This window comes from Mesorhizobium sp. LNHC209A00, assembly GCF_000502915.1.
Taxonomy (GTDB): Bacteria; Pseudomonadota; Alphaproteobacteria; order Rhizobiales; family Rhizobiaceae; genus Mesorhizobium.
This window is the reverse complement of record NZ_AYWT01000001.1, coordinates 222,393-236,121: the sequence shown is the minus strand read 5'-3', so window position 1 is coordinate 236,121 and position 13,729 is coordinate 222,393. Positions and strand designations below refer to the sequence as shown.

The 13,729-nt window shown below is 62.6% G+C and carries 12 protein-coding genes and 2 tRNA genes; 1 reads left to right on the top strand and 13 read right to left on the bottom strand.

Annotated features, from left to right (window positions below; translation table 11 throughout):
* Positions 1-34: 34 nt before the first annotated feature.
* On the bottom strand, positions 35-1,513 hold the full coding sequence (locus X739_RS164625; protein WP_023791698.1) for an ABC transporter substrate-binding protein: 1,479 nt from the start codon (positions 1,511-1,513) through the stop codon (positions 35-37).
* A 162-nt stretch (positions 1,514-1,675) separates the two neighbouring features.
* Positions 1,676-2,956, bottom strand: coding sequence for an acetylornithine deacetylase/succinyl-diaminopimelate desuccinylase family protein (locus X739_RS164630; RefSeq protein WP_023791695.1), 1,281 nt, complete (start codon positions 2,954-2,956; stop codon positions 1,676-1,678).
* 215 nt (positions 2,957-3,171) lie between these two features.
* Between X739_RS164630 and X739_RS164635 the strand changes: the two genes are divergently transcribed.
* Positions 3,172-3,600: a L,D-transpeptidase gene (locus tag X739_RS164635; protein WP_023783134.1), complete on the top strand. Its 429-nt coding sequence runs from the start codon at positions 3,172-3,174 to the stop codon at positions 3,598-3,600.
* A gap of 69 nt (positions 3,601-3,669) precedes the next feature.
* On the opposite strand, the gene X739_RS164640 is transcribed toward X739_RS164635, so the two are convergent.
* From X739_RS164640 to X739_RS1000000170210, 11 genes are all read right to left on the bottom strand, one after another.
* Entirely contained in the window at positions 3,670-4,659 is a 990-nt protein-coding gene (locus X739_RS164640) for a lipid A biosynthesis lauroyl acyltransferase (protein ID WP_031240918.1), read from the bottom strand.
* Between the two features lie 120 nt (positions 4,660-4,779).
* Positions 4,780-5,808, bottom strand: a complete 1,029-nt coding sequence (locus X739_RS164645) for a zinc-binding dehydrogenase (RefSeq protein ID WP_023791690.1) — start codon at positions 5,806-5,808, stop codon at positions 4,780-4,782.
* A 36-nt stretch (positions 5,809-5,844) separates the two neighbouring features.
* Positions 5,845-7,116: a beta-ketoacyl-ACP synthase gene (locus tag X739_RS164650; RefSeq protein ID WP_023791687.1), complete on the bottom strand. Its 1,272-nt coding sequence runs from the start codon at positions 7,114-7,116 to the stop codon at positions 5,845-5,847.
* 44 nt (positions 7,117-7,160) lie between these two features.
* Entirely contained in the window at positions 7,161-8,351 is a 1,191-nt protein-coding gene (locus X739_RS164655) for a beta-ketoacyl-ACP synthase (RefSeq protein ID WP_023791683.1), read from the bottom strand.
* Positions 8,352-8,406: 55 nt separating this feature from the next.
* Positions 8,407-8,700 carry an acyl carrier protein gene (locus X739_RS164660; RefSeq protein WP_023769901.1) on the bottom strand — a complete coding sequence of 98 codons (294 nt, stop codon included), beginning with the start codon at positions 8,698-8,700 and terminating at the stop codon, positions 8,407-8,409.
* Between the two features lie 175 nt (positions 8,701-8,875).
* Positions 8,876-10,018, bottom strand: coding sequence for a slipin family protein (locus X739_RS164665; RefSeq protein WP_023783138.1), 1,143 nt, complete (start codon positions 10,016-10,018; stop codon positions 8,876-8,878).
* Between the two features lie 346 nt (positions 10,019-10,364).
* A tRNA-Asn gene (locus X739_RS164670) sits at positions 10,365-10,433 on the bottom strand.
* 2 nt (positions 10,434-10,435) lie between these two features.
* Positions 10,436-10,510: transfer RNA gene (locus tag X739_RS164675), tRNA-OTHER, on the bottom strand.
* Positions 10,511-10,737: 227 nt separating this feature from the next.
* A complete protein-coding gene (locus tag X739_RS164680) occupies positions 10,738-11,286 on the bottom strand; it encodes a histidine phosphatase family protein (protein ID WP_023791678.1) in 549 nt (182 codons plus the stop codon).
* 93 nt (positions 11,287-11,379) lie between these two features.
* On the bottom strand, positions 11,380-12,231 hold the full coding sequence (locus X739_RS1000000170215; RefSeq protein WP_245273763.1) for a tetratricopeptide repeat protein: 852 nt from the start codon (positions 12,229-12,231) through the stop codon (positions 11,380-11,382).
* A gap of 20 nt (positions 12,232-12,251) precedes the next feature.
* Positions 12,252-13,703 carry a caspase family protein gene (locus X739_RS1000000170210; protein ID WP_245273762.1) on the bottom strand — a complete coding sequence of 484 codons (1,452 nt, stop codon included), beginning with the start codon at positions 13,701-13,703 and terminating at the stop codon, positions 12,252-12,254.
* Positions 13,704-13,729 lie beyond the last annotated feature (26 nt).

Sequence of the window (13,729 nt, the reverse complement as noted above, 5' to 3'; positions counted from 1 at the left end):
GGAAGGCAAGGGAGTGCCGCGCGCACCAAGAACCTCACTCGCTCCACTTCACCTTGGTCAGGTCGTTGGCCTGGATCGGCGCATTTTCCCACAGGCCCTGCAGCTTGGCGTCCCAGACACCGACCTTGGGCAATTCGTAGAGGAAGCCGACCACGGCGTCGTCGGCCAGGATCTTCTGCGCCTCGCCAAGCAGTTCCTTGCGCTTGGTCTCGTCGGAGGTGAGGTTGAGGTCGGCGATCACTTTGTCGAAGGTCGGATTGTCGTAGTTGAAGTAATAGTCCTTGCGCGAATAGATATCGATGTCGTTGGGCTCGGTATGGGAGACGATGGTCAGGTCGTAATCCTTCTTGGTGAACACCTGGTCCAGCCACTGCGCCCATTCGACCGGGATGATCTCCAGGTTGATGCCGACATCGCGAAGTTGCGAGGCGATGATCTCGCCACCCAGCCGTGCATAGCTGGGCGGCGGCAGTTTCAGCGTTGCCTTGAAGCCGTTCTCCAGCCCGGCCTCCTTCAGCAGTTCCTTGGCCTTGTCGACATTGTGCGGATAGAGGCCGGTGAGGTCGACATAGTCCTTGTTCGCCGGCGACATATGCGAGCCGATCGGCAGGCCAAGGCCGGCCGAGGCGCCGTCGATGATCGCCTTGCGGTCGAGCGCATAGGAGATCGCCTGCCTGACCTGCAGCTTGTCGAAAGGTGGCTTCTTGTTGTTGATCGAGAGGATGGTTTCGCCTTCGGTCGAACCGATCACCACCTTGAAACGCGGATCGTCCTTGATCTGTGCGAGGCTGTCGGGATCGAAGAAGGGAAAGGCTTGGATGTCGCCGGACAAAAGGGCAGGCACATAGGCCGCGGCATCCGGCACGATGCGGAACTCGACCTTGTCGAGGAACACCGGAGAGCCCCAGTAATGGTCAGATTTGACCAGCGTGATCGATGATCCCTTGGCCCAGTTCTGGAACTTGAACGGGCCGGTGCCAACCGGGTTTTCCTTGTTGGTGTCGGCGGATTTCGGCGACACCATCACCGCGTCGCCCCAGCCCAAATTGTAAAGGAAGGATCCTTGCGGGTTTTTCAGCGTGGTTTTCACCGTCGCTGGATCGATGACGTCGACCTTGTCGATGGCCGCGAACAAGCCCTTCTGCGCGTTGACCGAATTGTCGGCGCGGGCACGGTCGAGCGAGAATTTCACGTCATCGGCGCTGAAATCGGCGCCGTCGTGGAATTTGACGCCGGCGTGCAGCTTGAAGGTGTAGACCTTGCCGTCATCGGAAATGGTCCAGCTTTCCGCCAGATCCGGCAGCACCTCGCCATTGGGTCCGATCCGGGTCAGCCCCTCGAAGACATTGGCGTAGAGCACTTCCTTGATCGCCGCAGCGGCACCAGCGGTTGGGTCGAGATGCGGCGGTTCGAGCGGAATGCCGATGACCAGGTCGGTTCGGGCCGCAAAGGCGGAGGTTCCAGCGGCCAATGCGAGAACCGCGGCGGCCAGAATGGTTTTCCACAATCTCATCGTGCAACTCCCCATGCGTTCAGGATACGTGCTCAAGCCGGGCGATAGAAGCGTGATTTCGCGTGGGAGTAAATTGCGTTTCGTGCTGCCAGGCAGGGTGGCCGGGAATGTTTTTTGCCGTGCCAGCCCTGTCGGCGGGCCGAAGCTTATCGCGATGCAGGATCATCCCGTGGCCGTGCCGCGCAGCAGCACGTTGAGCCCGATCGCCATCACCTTGGCCGATTCCACCATGTCCGATATGCCAACCCACTCGTCCGGCCGATGGGCGAGGTCGAGAATGCCCGGGCCATAGGCGATGCAGTCGTAGATATGCCCGATGCGGGCGATGTGCTTCTGGTCGTAGGTGCCGGGCGAAATGACGTAGTCGGGCTCGCGGTCGAAGATCGCATGAATGCCTTGCGCCACCGCCTTGACGACGGGGGCGTCGCGCTCGGTCATCAGGGGCAGTACTTCCATCAGATCGCGGATCTCGTAGTCGAATTTTTTGCGCTCGCGTTTCAGCCGGTCGAGAACGCCGGTCACTTCGGCTTTGACCGTGGCCAGATCCTCCTCGAGGAGGAAACGGCGGTCGATGGTCAGACGGCAGGAATCGGGCACGTTGGGCGAGGGCAGACCGGGGCGGAAATCCTCGGTCTGGCCGCCATGAATGGAATTGATGTTCATGGTCGAGCGCCTGGCGCCTTCCGGCACCACCGGCATGCGGGTGATCTTTCGGTCGAGTGCCGGGAACAGTTCGTCCTCGAATGCCTGCAGCACCGCGCCCATATGGCGCACCGCATTGTCGCCGAGAAACGGCATCGAGCCGTGCGCGATCTCACCCTTGGTCTCGATCTCCGCCCACCAGACGCCGCGATGGCCGAGGCAGATGCGGTCCTTGTTGAGAGGCTCGGGAATGATGACGTGATCGACCCTGGGTTTCGAGAAATAGCCGAGGCCGGCCAGATGGGCGACGCCGCCGAAGCCGCCGGATTCCTCATCGACCGTTCCCGAGATCTCGATGGCGCCGGGAAAGTCGGGAAAGACTTCCACAAAGGCTTCGACAGCGATGATGGAGGCAGCGAGGCCGCCCTTCATGTCGCAGGCGCCGCGTCCATAGACCTTGCCGTCCCTGACGGTGCCAGCGAAGGGATCGACGGTCCAGCCGTCGCCGGCTTCGACAACGTCGATATGCGAATTGAAATGGACGCAGGCACCAGGTGACCGTCCATCAAGCCGCGCCACGACATTGATGCGCGGATAGCGATCGGTGTCGCCGGGCGTGCCTTCGGCGCGGATGAACTCGGTCTCGAAGCCGCTCTTCCTTAGCCGCTCACCGATATAGTCGGCGCACGGTCCGTAAGCTTCGCCGGGTGGATTTATGGTCGGAAAGCGGATTAGGTCGGCGGTCAGCGCCACCAACTCGTCGCGCCTGATGTCGATTGCCTTGAGGAGTCGCCCGTTCATGCCGCGAGTTGAGCAGCGATCCCAGTGGTTTTGCAAGCCCGTCGATCAAACCGTGCAACGTGTCGTTGTGGCAACTATCGCGGGAAATCGTTCAAATTCACTGCTTCGGATTGGCGAATTGGTCAAAGACTGTGTGCTATCTGTTCGCCGCCATTAAAGAGGTGAAAAACAACGTGATGGCGAGCAGGCATGGGCAATCAGAGGGGTTTGATCGCATGAATACGTCATTTCTCAAGGCAGCAGTATTGGTCGTTGCGCTGTTTGGCGCATCGGCAGCAAGTCAGGCCGCCACATTGGTGGCGAACATCGACGTGTCGTCGCAGACGATGACCGTTCGTTATGGCGATTCTGTCTATCGGTGGGCCGTCTCCACCGCCCGTCCGGGCTATTTCACGCCGCGCGGGACCTACCGGCCGCAGCGCACGGCGCGGATGTGGTATTCGCGCAAGTACGAGATGTCGCCGATGCCGTACTCGGTGTTCTTCCGTGGCGGCTATGCCATCCATGGAACGGGCGCCGTCAGGCAACTCGGCCGTCCGGCCTCGCATGGCTGCGTAAGGCTGCACACCGCCAATGCCGCGGCCTTCTATTCGATGGTCCGCGAAGTGGGCTTCGGGAATACGCGCATTGTCGTCACCAATTAGGCAATTGGCGGTTTGTTGATATGGCTTTGTTTGCTGGCGGAGGAACGCACGTTCCCGCCAGCGGCTTGCTCAGCTGTTTGAGGCGGGAGCCGGCTTGGTGCGGTTTTTTCGCCGCCAGTTGCTGATCTCCCACCTTTTGTGGAACCACATCCATTGGCCTGGATCCTCTCGGACCCAGCGCTCGACAACGTCGTTCAGCATCTGGGTGGTGGCGTGGACATCGACGCTGCCGTCGGCGGTGCGCGGCAGGACCAACTTGTCCTCGATCTCGAGCCGGAAGCGGTTGCCCGGCAACCTGATACAACGCGCCGGATAGACGTCGCAGTCATAGTGGCGGGCAAGGGTGCCGAGCACGCGGTTGCTCTGGCAGGGGCGGCCGAAGAAGGTCGTGTCCAGGCCGTTGGAGAACTTCTGGTCGACGAGAACGCCGATATTGCCGCCATTGTCCAACACTCCCGCCAGCGCGAACGAGGCGCCGGCCATCGAAGGCAGCAAGCCTCCCATGGTCGATCGCCTTGTCGAAAGGATATAGTCGGCGAGGTAAGGGTTGTTGGGCGGCCGAAACAGCGCCGTGATGTTCATGCCGAAGGTCGCGGCCGCCACCGGCAGCAGCTCGAAATTGCCGAGATGGCCGGTGAAGACGATGTGCGGCTGCTTCTCGGCCGCGATCTCAACGAAATGCTCTGTTCCCTTGACCTCGATACGGCCGGGCTTGCCGGCGGCTGGGTCATAGTCGAAGAGGGCGTCGAGGAAGATGTATTCGGCGGCAAGGCGGGCCATGTTGCCCCACATGTCGGACGCGATGGATCGGATTTCGTCCTCGCTCTTTTCCGGATACGCCTTGCGCAAATTGTCGAGGGCGACCTGGTGGCGCCCGACCCTTGGACCGATGAGGCGTGCGGTGCGGTCGGCAAAATTCAGCGCGCTGTCAACCGGCAGCAGGCGCAGCAGCGACATGATGACCATCGCGAGACGCGCAACAAACCAGTAATTCACCTGGCGCAATTGTCTGCCATGGCGAAATTTCAGATCGCGGCGAAGCTTCTTGAGCACGGACATCGAGGCCCTAGAGCATGATGCCGAAAAGTGTGAAGCGGTTTTCGGATGACATCATGCTCTATTCCTTGATTTAGAGGCGGATTCAGATTTCAGGTCGATTCGACCTGAAATCATCCGACTCTAGGCGACGCGCAGGATGATCTTGCCGAAAACGTCGCGGCCTTCCATGCGCTTCAGCGCGGCATCGATATCGTCGAAGCCGACCTCGGTGTCGATTACCGGGGCGACCTGTCCCGCGGCCATCTTTTGCATGGCGTTGGCCATGTTCTCCATGCGGCAACCGAAGGATCCGAGCAGTTTCAACTGCTGCTGGAAGAGCTGCATCAGGTTGATCTGCGCCGACACGCCGGAGGTCGAACCACAGGTCACCAGGCGACCGCCGCGCTTCAGGCACAGCATCGAGCCGGCAAAGGTGTCGGTGCCGACATGCTCGAACACCACGTCGACGCCTTTCTTCTTCGTCAGCTTGCGCACGACGCCCTCGAAGCGATCGTCGCGGTAGTTGATGACATGGTCGGCGCCGAGAGCCTGGGCCTTGTCGATCTTGTCGTTCGAGCCGACCGTTGTGATGATCGTGCAGCCCATCCGCTTGGCCAACTGGATGGCCGCCGAGCCGATGCCGGACCCGCCGGCATGAACGAGGATCGTCTCACCGGGCTGCAGCCTGGCATTGTCGAACAGCATGTGCTCGACGGTGCCGAAGGTAACGGGCGCGACCGCGGCCCCGATATCGGTCACACCGGGCGGGGCGGGGACCAGCAGGCGCGCCGGCAGGTTGATCTTCTCCTGCGCGAAACCGTCGAGATGGAAGCCGTGAACGCCCGAAACATGCTCGCACAGGTTGTCGCGACCTTCGCGGCAGGCACGACAGAGGCCGCAGGTGCGCGCGCCGTAGATCGATACCAATTGTCCGGGCAGCAGGCTGGAAACGCCGGGACCGACCGCCTCCACCTCGCCGGAGGCCTCCGCGCCGACGACCAGCGGCAGCTTGCGCTTGGCGAAGGCCATGCCACGCCAGCCCCAGACGTCGATATGGTTCAGCGCCACCGCCTTGATGCGCAGCGTCACTTCGCCAAGCGCGGGAGGCGGCGGGAGTGGCAGGTCCACCGTTTCAAGGCGGCGGTCCTCGATAAGTTGCAGTGCGCGCATGGAGCCTGTCGGTTCTGTTAAGCGGAAAGGGCTCGCTTAGACCGGTTCCCGCGCCATGACAAGGCAAGTGTTCTGGCCGCCAAAGCCGAAGGAGTTCGACAGAACGGAGCGAACCTGCGCATCGCGCTTCTTGTTCGGCACGACGTCGAGCACGATCGCCGGGTCAGGATTGTCATAATTGATGGTCGGAGGAATGACGCTTTCGCGCATCGTCATCAGCGAAAACGCCGCTTCGACAGCGCCCGCCGCCGACAGCGTGTGGCCGATCATCGACTTGTTGGACGAGATCGGCATCGAGCCGATGCGCTCGCCAAACACCGTCGACAGCGACAGGTGTTCCATCTTGTCGTTTTCCGGCGTCGAGGTGCCGTGTGCGTTGACATAGTCGATCTCGTCTTCGCCGAGACCCGCATCGGCAAGTGCGGCCCGGACGGCGGCGATCGCCGGCGATCCATCCGGCTTGGAGCGCGTGCGATGGAAATCGTCGGCCTTTTCGCCACAGCCGCTGAGGATGCCGAGAACGGCGGCCCCACGGGCAAGCGCCGCCTCCAGCGATTCCAGCACCAGAGCGCCAGATCCCTCGGCCAACACGAAGCCGTCACGGTCCTTGGAAAACGGCTTGGAAGCCTTTTCCGGATTGTCGTTGTGGGTGGAGAGCGCCGACAGCAGCGAGAAGCGGATCAGCGCCTCGGCGGTCGCCGAGCCGTCGGCGCCGATCGACAGCGCCCGATCGCATTCGCCACGGCGGATCGCCTCGACGCCGAGCTGGATGGCGGTGGCGCCGGAGGCGCAAGCCGTCGAAAGCGTGATCGGCAGGCCACGTGTGCCGAACCGGTCGGCGAGCCGGTCGGCGATCGAGCCGAACTGGGTGGTTTCGAAGAGATCGAGTTCCTTCAGGCCGCGCGCCACGCGCAGCAACCTTTCGGCGCCGGAATCGTGCTTGTCTGAATTGTAGAGCGAAAAGCGGTCGTGCCAGTCGAGCTCGACCGGCGGCGAGGCGAGGAAGAGAGGGCCGCCGAAATCGCCGGAAGTCAGGCCGGCTTCGCCAACAGCCTCCTGCGCCGCGGTTTCCGCCAGTTCATAGGTGAGGAGGCTTGCTCCCTTTGAGCTCGACGACAGGAAATCGACCATGCCGGAGATCCGTGTGTTGAGGTGGTCGACCGGAAAGCGAGTGATCGGGTGGATGCCCGACTTGCCCGAGGTCAGCGCGGCCCAGTTGTCTGATTTGCCGACGCCCAGCGAGGTCACCACCCCGATACCGGTGACGGCAACCACGGGCCTGCCCATGTGATCTCTGAAATTGGCCATCCGGGAGCCCTCTTATCTCTGCAGTGCGTTCGCCAAACGCCGCCTCAAGCGGCGTTGACCAGCGCCATGCCCTCGAATTGGTGATAGCCGATCGCCGTTGCAAGGACGCTCACGGGAATGCCTGCAAATGGCTTTTCGGCCGTGGCGTCAAAGACAGGGTAGGCGGCCTTGCGGTCGACCGCGAGTGCCGCCAGCGCCACGGCGAAGGGAAACTGCGCTTCCTTCATGTGCCCGGTCAACGTTGCAAAACCGCGCGCCGATATCGCCGGATTGGCGTCGAGCGCCGCCTTTTCGGCCGATGTTGCCGCATGCGCGCCTGATGCTCCCGACATGGCGAGCATTTTGGCGTTCGGCAGCAGCGCCTGTTTGAGGAGGAGAGCGATCTCGGTGTCGAGTTCTCCGCGCGCGCGCCTGGCGCGGCCGGAGACGACGGGGCCGAGTTCAGCATAGATCTTGCGTCCGCGGCTTGCCGCGTGTTCGCGCTGCTCAAGCACCAGGAAGGCTCCGCCGGAACCAGAGACCACGCCGCCGCCCTCGGCGCCCTGCCTTTGCCAGACAGGCTTCCACGGGCCGCGATGCAGATAACCGGCCAGCTCGTAGCCCAGCAGCATGTCGGAATGTTCCGTCTGGAAGGCGCCGCCGACCAGGATGTGCGTCGACTGGCCGGAGCGGATGCGCGCGGCGGCCGTCTCGACGGCGGCGACGCCAGCGCCTTCCTCACCCATGAAGGTCCTGGACGAGCCGGTGACCTTGTGGACGATGGAGATGTTGCCGGCGAGCAGATTGGAAAGCTGCGCCAGGAAAAGCGTCGGCCGCAATTCGGTGGTCAGCTTCTCGTTGAGCAGCACGTCGCGGTCGTTGCGGTTTTCCGAAGCGGCTAGAATGTCGGCGTCGACCGCTTCGTCGCGCTCGCCGCCGCCGGCCGCCACAACCATGTCCATTGTGGTGCAGAGTTCGTCATTGCCCTTGATGCCGGCGTCGTCGAGCGCGAGGCCCGCCGCATAGGTGCCGAGCCTCTGCCATGTCTCCATCTGCCGCTGATCGCCGCGCTTGGCGATCTGCAGGTTCCAGTCGATCTCGGGCAGTGGATGAACCGTGTAGGGCGCGAAGCGCGCGGGATCGAGCACCGGCTCCGGGCCGGGTTGCGCCAGCTTCTGCCAATGGGCTTCAGGACCTTCCCCCAGCGAGGAAACTAGGCCGATCCCTGTGATGACGACGTCGTGGGGGCTGCTCATGAGCGGCTTTGTGGGTCAGGTGACGGAGCGCGTCAAGTCACGCGCCCTGATGACCTCACACGGTCTTGGCGGCAACCAGCGCGTCGATCTTGGCGCACAGGTTCTTCATGACGAAGTAATCATCGGTCGAAGCCTTGCCGTCATTGACTTCCTGGGTCCACTTTTCCAGCGGCACCTTGATGCCGAATTCCTTGTCGATGGCGAACACGATGTCCAGGAAGTCAAGGCTGTCGATGCCGAGATCGTCAATGGTGTGGCTCTCGGGCGTGATGGTGTCGATATCGATCTCGCTGGTGTCGGCAATGATCTTGGCGACTTTGTCGAACGTGGTGGAGTTCGTGGTGGACAAGGGGCTTTTCCTTCTTTGCGGGCGGAATCTGTCCGCATTCGTTTGGGCGCTGTCTAATCGGTTTTTCCCGGCAGGAAAAGGCCTGTTAAGCCGGGCGCAGATGGGTGGGATGCCCAGGAAACGCAAGAAGGGGCGCCGGTCGACCCGGCGGCCCTTCCGTTGACGCAACGTAAGCTCAACCGTCGCGGAGCTTGACCAGGTCGTTCAGCAGCCCGCCCGTTCCGTTGTGGACGGTCAGCCGCTCGACCTTGCCGGCGATGGTTTCCAGAGCCTCGAGCTCCTTCAGCCGCAGCATCACCGGGTTCTCCGCCATCACCTTGGCCGTGTTGAGCAGGGAACGCGTGGCGTTCGTCTCTTCGCGGCGGCGGATGACGTTGGCCTCGGCCTGCTTTTCGGCCGAAACCACCTGGTTGAGGATCTCGCGCATCTCACCCGGCAGGATGACATCCTTGAGCGCGATGTCGCTGACCTCGACCCCGATCTCGGCCATGTCGGCACGGACCTTGGCCGCCGCTTCCTCGTCGACCGTCACCTTCTTTTCGAGGATCTGGTCGAGGGTGAGCGCGCCCAGCGTCTTGCGGAACGCGTACTGCAGGGCGCGGTAGAGGGCCTCGGAGAAGTCCTTCACCGCGCTCACCGCCTTGACCGGATCGACGACCCGGTATTCGGCCGCGATGTTGACGCGGATCGTGACGCGATCCCTGGTCAGCACTTCCTGCCCGGCGACATCGAGCGACTGACGCTTGAGGTCGACGACCTTGATCTGCACCATCCGTCCGACGTTCCAGAAGCCGTGCACGCCAGCGGCAAGCGTCCGCACAAGGACACCGTCGATGAACAGCAGCCCGGCTTGGCCGTCGACAACCGGGTGAACGGACATCAATTCCGTCTTCCGAGCCTGGCCGAGCCGGCGCATGACCGCTGGATCGATGGCAAGATCGGCCGAGGTGTCGACAACCGTCACCTTCCACGGTCCGGCGTCCGTCCACAGCACCAGCTTACGGTCGGGGGCCTGCAAGGAATGCAGGTTGCCATCACGCTCGATGACCGCAACTTCCGTGCGCCCGGTGCGCACGACGGTGAAATGACGCGCGGCCACGTCCGGGAGCTTGTCGAACAACGCCTTCTCGTACGCCGAAACGAATTCCGGGCTCTTCAGATCGTGCCGGGACACCTCAAGGCTCTGGTTCCGGTTGGCGAGCCAGTGCTCACCCGGCAGCAGGACAGCCTTGATCTCTCCCTTGTAGAGAGTGAGGGCACGTTCGTTTTCCTTAACCAGGACGCGCTCGCGCCCAAGAACTGTATCGAGAATAGTCATTGTCTTACTCCTGTCGGGCATGGCCTATGCGGGCGTCACGTCATGCGTCGATCTTCCCTTCGTTTCTCGTTCACTTCCAATTCCGGACACGAATGGTCCGGGGACTGGCATCGATGCGCGGCGGGCCTGTGGGAGCGGATCGCGGGGCAGCGAAGCGGGCGCCGGAGCGAGCCTCCCTTGCCGGCATCGATGCGCCTTGACCATTACCGCGAGCCTGGCCGCGAGCCGATGGCATCGGACCTTTCGATACGTCCTGGCCCGAAGGCTTCGGCCGTCCGTCACGTCTTCAGCATTGCAGTCCCCGGACCGGTTCAGATAACACCTGGCAGGGTGCTGGCTTATCAGGCCAATGGAGAAGGATTTGAACCTTCGACAATCAGATTAACGATCTGATGCTCTACCCAACTGAGCTATCCGTGGTGTGGATGAAGGGACTCGAACCCTCGACCTCCGGACCCAAATCCGGCGCTCTCACCTCTGAGCTACATCCTCAATCCCAATCCCCGAAACGGCGCCGTATACAGGACTGCAAAGCAGCCTGCACGAGCGGAGACGAAAGCTCCAACCGCTGTGCTCGCTTCGGTTTCGTGACCGGGAGCGCGCCTATAGCCCCTGCGACTGGTTGTCGCAAGCGACATTGTCATGTCGAATTCGCGGCTTCTTCCGGCGGTGGCATTTCGGCAACACTCATGCCGCGCCCGCGATCGGGAGCAGTGGCCTCAGAAGGTGACGCGGCCAAGTACGCGCAAGCCGTCGCCTTGTGGCTCGACCACCACGGCTTCGCCTTCGCGGGGCGACACGCCGGTCAGCGCCACGATGTTTTCGAGATGGGTGACCAGGACCAGGTTGTCCGAGCCGGAATAGGCGCGAATTTCCTTCATGATGGCGGCGATCTGCGCTGCTTTCCGCGCGTCGTCACCTTTCAAGAGATCGAGCGGCGCGAACAGCTCCGGCTCGGCCTCGAAGGCGGTGCGCGCGGTGTCGAGGCAGCGGCAATAGCGGCTGGACAGGATGCGCTCGATGGGAGCCGCGCGCGCGGCAAACAGGGCGCCGATCTTGCTTGCCTGCTGCTTGCCGCGCGCCGACAGATTGACCTGGGTGGCGCAATTGCCGATGTCGAAATTGGCCGGGTCGGTGGTGCCGGTGACCATGGCGTGGCGCAGCAGCACGACATGGCCGCCATCGCGCAGCAGCGCCCAGCCAGCGTCGGTCGCGTGCGCGGCAGCGGGGACGACAAGCAGGAACAACGCCAAGGCTAACCGGATCATCGCCACCCTTCCGTGAGTCCGTATCGGGCTCCAACCATTCGCATATAGGGATTGGAAAGCGGGCACAAAGACAAGCCGGGCGTCAGCCGCGTCTCACGCCTCACATTTTGCGAGCTGCTGCTTCACCAGATCGATCTTCTGTTCGGTGAGCGGGATGGGGATCGTGTAGCCGGCTTCGGTAAAGCCCTGTTTGGCGTTCTCGAAGAATGCAATCGCCTTGAGGTATTCCGGCTTGCCGCCGCCATGGCTGGCGCGGTTCCAGCTGACATCGCCAAGGTTGTTCTGTTCGAAGGCCCACTGCAAGGGCTGGCTTTGCCTGGTGAACACTTTCAGCGTCGCCGTGAACGCCGCCTCGGCCTTATCGAGATATTTGCCGGTCCGTTCGATGTTGCCGAGGTTGAGCAGGCTCATGCCGATGCCGTTCTGGGCGTTGGCCCAGTCGACGGGGGCCGCCTCGAGGGTCAGCACTTCAAGTGCCGATCGCCGCGCGGCGATCGAATCCCGCAAGGTCCCGGCGTCGGCATTACTCATGCTCAACCAGTGCAGCGTCGAGCCGAGGCCGGCCTGGCTCAGCGCCCATTGCCGCGGGTTGGTGTCGCGTTTGTACTCGCGCAATGCGTCGCGGTAGGCGGCGATCGCCTCGCTGTAGTGCTCGGGTTTGTCCGACACGCCGCCAAGAAGCTGCAACGTGTTGCCGAGATTGTAGTAACTCATCGCCCAGTCTAGCGGGAATTTTCGCCTGACATACACCTGCCGGGCTGCCTGGAACGCCGCCGCCGACTGCTCCAGCCTGGCTGCATCGCGGGTGCGCTGGCCAAGTGTCTGGTAAATCGAGCCGAGATTGTTCTGCGCCGACGCCCAGTCCATCGGAAAGCGCTGCCTGGTGAACACCGTCAGCGCATCGTCGTAGGCTGCCGCGGCCTCTTCGAGCGTGCCGGTGCCCATGTCGAAACGGGCGATACCACTCAGCGCATTGCCGAGGTTGAGCCGGCTGGTGGCCCACGAGACGGGGAATGTGTCGCGGGTTCTTCGAGCGCGGCGCGGAAGGCGTCGGCGGCCTGGTTGATCCTGGCCTTGTCGTTGAGCTGGATGCCGAAGGTCACAAGCGTATTGCCGAGATTGTTCTCGACCATCGCCCATTCGACCGGCGTTTTCTGGCGCGTGTATTCCTCGAGCGCCAGCCGGTAGGCCGCTTCCGCCTGCGCCAGATGCTCGCCGCCGGGTTCACGTTCGGAGAGTGCATAGAGCGCGAGGCCAAGATTGTTCTGCGAGGAAGCCCAGTCGAGGGGAACCTTGTCGCGCGGGCGCTTCTCCAGTGTGGCGCGCATCGCCGCCACCGCCTCGTTCAAGCGCTTCGGGTCGCTCTCGCGTTCGCCGATCTTCAACAGCACGTTGCCGAGATTGTTCTGCGCGGCGGCCCAGTTGAGATCGTCTTTCACACCTTCGAACACGCCAAGCGAATCGCGAAAAATCTGCGCGGCCTCTTCAAGATGCGCGGTCTCGCGCTCGCCGATGTTCTGCAGCACCACGGCCATGTTGTTGCGAGTGATGGCCCAGTCGCGATTCTGTTCGCCATTGGGAATGAAGTTCAAGATGGCGCGATAAGCTTCGATCGCGTGCTGAAGTGCATCCAGGTCGCCGGTGGCGTAGCCATAGGAATTAAGCGCCTCCGCCTCCTGGTTCTTGTAGTTCCAGCGAAGCTTGTCATCCCATTTCTCGGCCAGCGAGAACGCCTTGGCGTAGCCGCTGGCGGCCGATCTGTAGTCGAAGACCAGCGCCGAGGCGTCGGCCCCTTTGGCGTAGATCGCGGCATCGGCGATGCGCTTCCGCTTGATCAATTCCTCAGCCTGATCGACCGTGTCGTTGGTCTCCTCGACCCGCCCCACGGCATCGTCGAGGAATTTTCGCGCCGTGGCGATCGCACCCTGGCCGACGGCCTTGTCGGCGGAGGCGACCAGACGTTTGATATCCGGGTCGTCGGTGCGCAACGCGGCGCGCTCGGACATCATCTTCTTTAGGCGCTCGGCCTGCGCATCGAGCACTTTCCGCAGGTCGGTCGGATCTTCGGGGATTTTCTCGGTGCCGAGCGCCTTCAGCACGCCGTCGGCGCCCTCGGCATCCTCGACGAAGCGTTCGAGGTCGCGCTTCAGCTTACTCGCATCGCGGTCGGTGACATTGCGGGCGTCGAAGCCGAGATCCGTCAACATCTTGGCCATGTCGCGAGCATCATTGGCCGGGTTGGGCAGGGCGGCGAGGTGTTCGTATCTGGACTGGCCAACGGTCAGCGCCACGCCCTTGAGGTCTTTTGCCTCGACAGGCCGAAGCATCGACGCGGCAACGCAGACAAGCATGGCGACTAACAACGCCAGCCACGCACGCCGGAAAAGACGCGGTTTCGAGGTTTCGACAAAGGTCATTTGTCGTTCCGCCCTGATGATCCAAG